This is a genomic window from Wolbachia pipientis (assembly GCF_023661085.1).
Taxonomy (GTDB): Bacteria; Pseudomonadota; Alphaproteobacteria; order Rickettsiales; family Anaplasmataceae; genus Wolbachia.
On record NZ_JAHDJT010000092.1, the window covers coordinates 1 to 5,680 of the forward strand.

3 protein-coding genes, 1 rRNA gene and 2 pseudogenes are annotated in these 5,680 nt (G+C 36.9%); 5 read left to right on the forward strand and 1 reads right to left on the reverse strand.

Annotated features, from left to right (window positions below; all coding sequences use genetic code 11):
• Window positions 1–251: pseudogene (locus DM84_RS04515) on the reverse strand (hypothetical protein); the annotation flags it as partial.
• 223 nt (window positions 252–474) lie between these two features.
• Between DM84_RS04515 and DM84_RS04520 the strand changes: the two are divergent.
• From DM84_RS04520 to DM84_RS06275, 5 genes and pseudogenes are all read left to right on the forward strand, one after another.
• Window positions 475–1,978, forward strand: a 16S ribosomal RNA gene (locus tag DM84_RS04520).
• A gap of 100 nt (window positions 1,979–2,078) precedes the next feature.
• Window positions 2,079–2,456: a succinate dehydrogenase, cytochrome b556 subunit gene (gene sdhC, locus DM84_RS04525; protein ID WP_250778660.1), complete on the forward strand. Its 378-nt coding sequence runs from the start codon at window positions 2,079–2,081 to the stop codon at window positions 2,454–2,456.
• Window positions 2,453–2,818: a succinate dehydrogenase, hydrophobic membrane anchor protein gene (sdhD, locus tag DM84_RS04530; protein ID WP_250778661.1), complete on the forward strand. Its 366-nt coding sequence runs from the start codon at window positions 2,453–2,455 to the stop codon at window positions 2,816–2,818. The genes sdhC and sdhD overlap by 4 nt, the downstream gene beginning before the upstream one ends.
• Window positions 2,819–2,896: 78 nt before the next feature.
• A complete protein-coding gene (locus DM84_RS04535) occupies window positions 2,897–4,117 on the forward strand; it encodes a hypothetical protein (RefSeq protein ID WP_250778663.1) in 1,221 nt (406 codons plus the stop codon).
• A 113-nt stretch (window positions 4,118–4,230) separates the two neighbouring features.
• Window positions 4,231–5,522: pseudogene (locus DM84_RS06275) on the forward strand (sugar phosphate nucleotidyltransferase).
• Window positions 5,523–5,680 lie beyond the last annotated feature (158 nt).

Sequence of the window (5,680 nt, forward strand, 5' to 3'; positions counted from 1 at the left end):
CTATAAATAGATGCTGCGTCTGTTGGTGTTGAATTTGAAATATAGTTAAATGCACTTTCAAAGTCTGCTAAATGCTTCCAGTTTGGGTCTATTCCCTCTAATAACTCACTGTCTTTTTTGGAGAATAACACTTCATAGAACTTATTGCCTGCAATTGTAGATTGTTTTGCATTATCAATATTACGTAACGAGTACAACGTTATGCCAATTAGCACTGGTACCAATGCAAGTAGAAAGATGTATTTCTTCATAGTGATATTCTCAATAGATATATATTTTTTATATATTAATGCTTTTTGATTTGCAAAAACTTATTGACATAGCAATTATATCACATAATAATGTTTTCAAAGTTGTTTGAATAGTTGGAGATTGAAATATTTCTAAAGTAGAAATAAAGACAGCAATATAAAGCTAATTATTTTTTTATCGGATTTATCCGATATACCCTCAACCTTTTATAGGTTGAAGTCTAAATTTGAGAGTTTGATCCTGGCTCAGAATGAACGCTGGCGGCAGGCTTAACACATGCAAGTCGAACGGGGTTATATTGTAGCTTGCTATGGTATAACTTAGTGGCAGACGGGTGAGTAATGTATAGGAATCTACCTAGTAGTACGGAATAATTGTTGGAAACGGCAACTAATACCGTATACGCCCTACGGGGGAAAGATTTATTGCTATTAGATGAGCCTATATTAGATTAGCTAGTTGGTAAGGTAATGGCTTACCAAGGCAATGATCTATAGCTGATCTGAGAGGATGATCAGCCACACTGGAACTGAGATACGGTCCAGACTCCTACGGGAGGCAGCAGTGGGGAATATTGGACAATGGGCGAAAGCCTGATCCAGCCATGCCGCATGAGTGAAGAAGGCCTTTGGGTTGTAAAGCTCTTTCGGTGAGGAAGATAATGACGGTACTCACAGAAGAAGTCCTGGCTAACTCCGTGCCAGCAGCCGCGGTAATACGGAGAGGGCTAGCGTTATTCGGAATTATTGGGCGTAAAGAGCGCGTAGGCTGGTTAGTAAGTTAAAAGTGAAATCCCAAAGCTCAACTTTGGAATTGCTTTTAAAACTGCTAACCTAGAGATTGAAAGAGGATAGAGGAATTCCTAGTGTAGAGGTGAAATTCGTAAATATTAGGAGGAACACCAGTGGCGAAGGCGTCTATCTGGTTCAAATCTGACGCTGAGGCGCGAAGGCGTGGGGAGCAAACAGGATTAGATACCCTGGTAGTCCACGCTGTAAACGATGAATGTTAAATATGGGAAGTTTACTTTCTGTATTACAGCTAACGCGTTAAACATTCCGCCTGGGGACTACGGTCGCAAGATTAAAACTCAAAGGAATTGACGGGGACCCGCACAAGCGGTGGAGCATGTGGTTTAATTCGATGCAACGCGAAAAACCTTACCACTCCTTGACATGGAAATCATACCTATTCGAAGGGGTAGGGTCGGTTCGGCCGGATTTCACACAGGTGTTGCATGGCTGTCGTCAGCTCGTGTCGTGAGATGTTGGGTTAAGTCCCGCAACGAGCGTAACCCTCATCCTTAGTTACCATCAGGTAATGCTGGGGACTTTAAGGAAACTGCTAGTGATAAACTAGAGGAAGGTGGGGATGATGTCAAGTCATCATGGCCCTTATGGAGTGGGCTACACACGTGCTACAATGGTGGCTACAATGGGCTGCAAAGTCGCGAGGCTAAACTAATCCCTTAAAAGCCATCTCAGTTCGGATTGTACTCTGCAACTCGAGTGCATGAAGTTGGAATCGCTAGTAATCGTGGATCAGCATGCCACGGTGAATACGTTCTCGGGTCTTGTACACACTGCCCGTCACGCCATGGGAATTGGTTTCACTCGAAGCTAATGACCTAACCGCAAGGAGGGAGTTATTTAAAGTGGGATCAGTGACTGGGGTGAAGTCGTAACAAGGTAGCAGTAGGGGAATCTGCAGCTGGATTACCTCCTTAGGCTTTGTGCACAACTCACCACTTTTAATAGTGGTGCTGTGGTGTACTATATTGCTGTCTTTACTTCTACTTTATTTTAATTTGTTGATAATGAAATTTTATGAGTGATAGGCCTCTTTCTCCACATTTGCAAATATATAAAGTACAAGTTACTAGTTTTTTTTCTATTATGCACAGATTAACTGGTATCTTATTATTCCTTCTGTTAATGGTGTTTTCTTGGCATTTTATATTACATGTTTATTTTCCTGAGCTATTTATAGTGAGGTACTTGAATGTATTGTTATCTACTCCTATTGCCAGGTTAGCTTATGTTTTATGCCTTGTAAGTTTTCTATATCATTTTCTCAATGGTATTCGTCATTTATTATGGGATGCTGGATTTAATTTAGAAATTACTAGTGTCTCAAAAAGTGCTATGCTACTAACAATAACTTTACTTTTCTCTACTATAGCCTTTTTATTTATGTTTATATGAGTCAATCTGGAAATTCAGTACATCATTGGTGGGTTCAACGTGTTTCTGCGGTGATTTTATTGTTTTTATTTCCTTGGTTTATCTATTCATTTTCTTGTGCGCTTTATGCTGATAGTCCTTTATCTTTTGATGAAAGATTACTTCGGACTATTGATCATCCTCTAGAGCTTTTATTTTTTGTTGTATTATTGTTTTGTATTTTCTGGCATGCAGTTCTTGGAATGCAAGTAGTGTGCGAAGATTATATACACAGTGTACCTCTAAGAGTTTTTACGATTACATGTATAAAGTATTTGTCGAGCATCACTTACATAGCTCTTACTTTTACGATTTTTTTCTTTTACAAGCATATTTTCTTGTAAAATTATCTGTTCTGTGTTAATATATTATTAGTATACTAGTTCTATTATTGAACTATAGCATTGTAGTGGTTTAGTAATATGTTACCAAATTTTGTACTGAAAACAAAGGAACTATCCAGTTCATCTGAGTCTCAAGTTTACGTCAAAGACCTTAGAAAGGTAATGATGTATGATGGAAGGAAGTGCCAATATCCAAAAAATTATGATCAGATTGTGGAGTTTGGGGAAATTACAGAAAAAAAAGACAGCAATGGAAAGCTTGAGAAAGATGAAGAGAAAAATCAAGAATACCAGCTTAAATATAATGGATACAAGTTTGATCTGGCTTTGGTTAAGAAAGTTGATAACAGGTCTTATTTTACTATTAGCTTTTTAGTTAGTAAAGATAGGCGCGAGATTGATGATTATCGTAAATTTTATGAACCATTTGGATTTAAAAAGAAAGACCTTGAAAAATATTTACCGGTTTTTGAAGTTCAAAAAAAAGACGGTAAGCTCGCATTAACTAATTCTTCTGTGCTTGCTAAAAAAGGTTGCTCCATTAATGATAAAACTGGAGAGGTTAACGAGGAAGATAGAGATGAGAAAGGAAGAAATGGAGGATTATTGTACACTAGCTATTATAAGAAGCTAAGCACTAGTTTTTATGAAATTAGAGATCAAAATGGTAATCTAGAGCTAGATAAAAGTCTTATATCTGTTCCTATTGTTCTTGCTGCAGACTCAGCTAAGATTTGTGCTAAACTGCTGACTTTCATTCCTATAAAATTAGGGGAGCATTTAGTAAATAGACAAAATCCAATTGCAAAATTTTTTGGTTATCTTTTGTTCACTCCTGCAATGGCAGTGAAAAATTTAGTGAACATGGGAGCTACCATACTTAAGGCTCCAATTTTGTTATTTGTAGCAGATAAGAAAAAGTACGGTGATGCTTACCGGACTATGTGGAAACACCAATTAAAGGGATATTGGAAAGAAACAAAAAACGATTATTCAGTTATAAAAGAAGGAAAGAGATCAGAACCAGAGGAGAAAGATTATCCTAAATGTAAGATTGTAGGAACGTGGAAAGAGCTTAATGCTAGAAGGCCAGGAATTGAGAAAAAATTGGAAGAGGCGCTGAGCAAAAGTAGTGAAAGCATGGATAAATTTAAAGGACAAAGCTCAGAAGAGGAGAAATCGCAAAACGAAATTAATGAAAAAATAGCTGTTGAAAATCGGAAAAACAGCATTCCTTATACTAATAAAGTGACACAAGAAAGACAGGAAGGCTCAAAAAACGCTCTATCACGCCCATAATCAGCAATTACTTTAATTTAACATCCGCTTTTTATTTTAATCACTTCACAACAAAAACTTGCGTGTATTTTACCTTTGATATAAGATGTTAAATATTTAACATCTTATATCAAATGCGTCCTGTAATATTGTGTGGTGGTAGTGGCAGTAGACTTTGGCTTTATCCAAGCCAAAGCAATTTCAGAAAATATTTAGTCATAACACCATGTTTAAAAACACTTTATTGAGACTAAAAAATGACTATATGCCGCCCATAATTGTCACAAATATACAGTATGAGTCGTTAGTTATGGAGGAATTAAAAGCGCTGCAAGAGTATAAAGTGATTTTTTAGCCAGTAAAGATCGGAACGGCAGCAGCAATATTGATTGCTGCACTTCTCTGTAATGAAGATGAGGTAATGTTAATTCTACCGTCAGACCATTTTATAGGCAATTTAAGCAATTTTTATGCTTCTGCTCAAAAAGCGGCTCAGATAGCCTCTGAAACTAACTCTATAGTTACTTTTGGAGTAAAGCCTCATGAATTTAATCCCGAGTATGGCTATATCAATGCAGTGTATGGTCAGCAGGAGAAATACCACATAGTTAGGAGTTTCACAGAAAAACCTGAACACGAATTGAGTAATGATCATTACTGGAACTCTGGAATGTTTGTGTTTAAAGCAAAACGCTATGTAGATGAGATGAAAAGATCTGCCCAAAATCTTTATAATTTATGTTGTCAACATTCCACACCACGAGAGAGATTTCTGTATTTAAAACAGCAGGATTTTGTGGGAACTGAAGGCGTATCCATTGATTATTTGGTAATGGAGAGAGCGGAAAACGTTGCAATGATAGAGGCTAATTTCGATTGGATGGATGTTGGAACTTGGAATTCAGTTTTAGAATTAAGTAAGAGATTTAGTGAAGAACTGATGCCATTTTAGCACGTGACTAGGCAGAAGGAGCCAGTTTTGACGACAGAAAGTGATGCAAAAAATTTATTAAGTAGAGCTTGCAAGCAGCCAGATAAGAGCTTAATGTCATTTATTAGTAAAGTTAGGGAAGTAAAGGCAATAAGGAAAGAAATCAAGCCATGGGGATTTTGCAGTGTAGTTTTAATGGGTGAAGATTTTCTTGTAAAATATCTTTTTATAAATCCGTTAAGCTGCACTTCCAAGCAATTTCATCACTATAGAGATGAGTACCATATAGTGCTGTCAGGAGCTGGATATGTAAATTTAGGAAATAAAACACGTGCTATAGCGGCAAATCATGTGGTAGAAATTCCAAGGAAAGTTTCCCATAGGATTGAAAATAGAAGCGCAAACTTTCCACTTGAGATAGTTGAATTTCAAGTAGGGGAGCTTTTATCTGATAATGATATAGTGAGGTTGGATGATGTGTATGGAAGATTTTGATGCACAAGCATTATGATTTTACCAGCCGTCATCCAACAAAAAAACTACTTGACAACTTTCGCCGTTACCCTTATAATGATACTGAAGCTATTTATTTATCTTTGCAATCTGTGCAGGTTAATGACAAAAAACTTAGGGTATTTGGCGTCTCATGTTTA

Bases quoted from the DNA above. Each gene is read 5' to 3' on its own strand.
- sdhC (WP_250778660.1), top strand. From the start codon at position 2,079: ATGAGTGATAGGCCTCTTTCTCCACATTTGCAAATATATAAAGTACAA.
- DM84_RS04535 (WP_250778663.1), top strand. From the start codon at position 2,897: ATGTTACCAAATTTTGTACTGAAAACAAAGGAACTATCCAGTTCATCT.
- sdhD (WP_250778661.1), top strand. From the start codon at position 2,453: ATGAGTCAATCTGGAAATTCAGTACATCATTGGTGGGTTCAACGTGTT.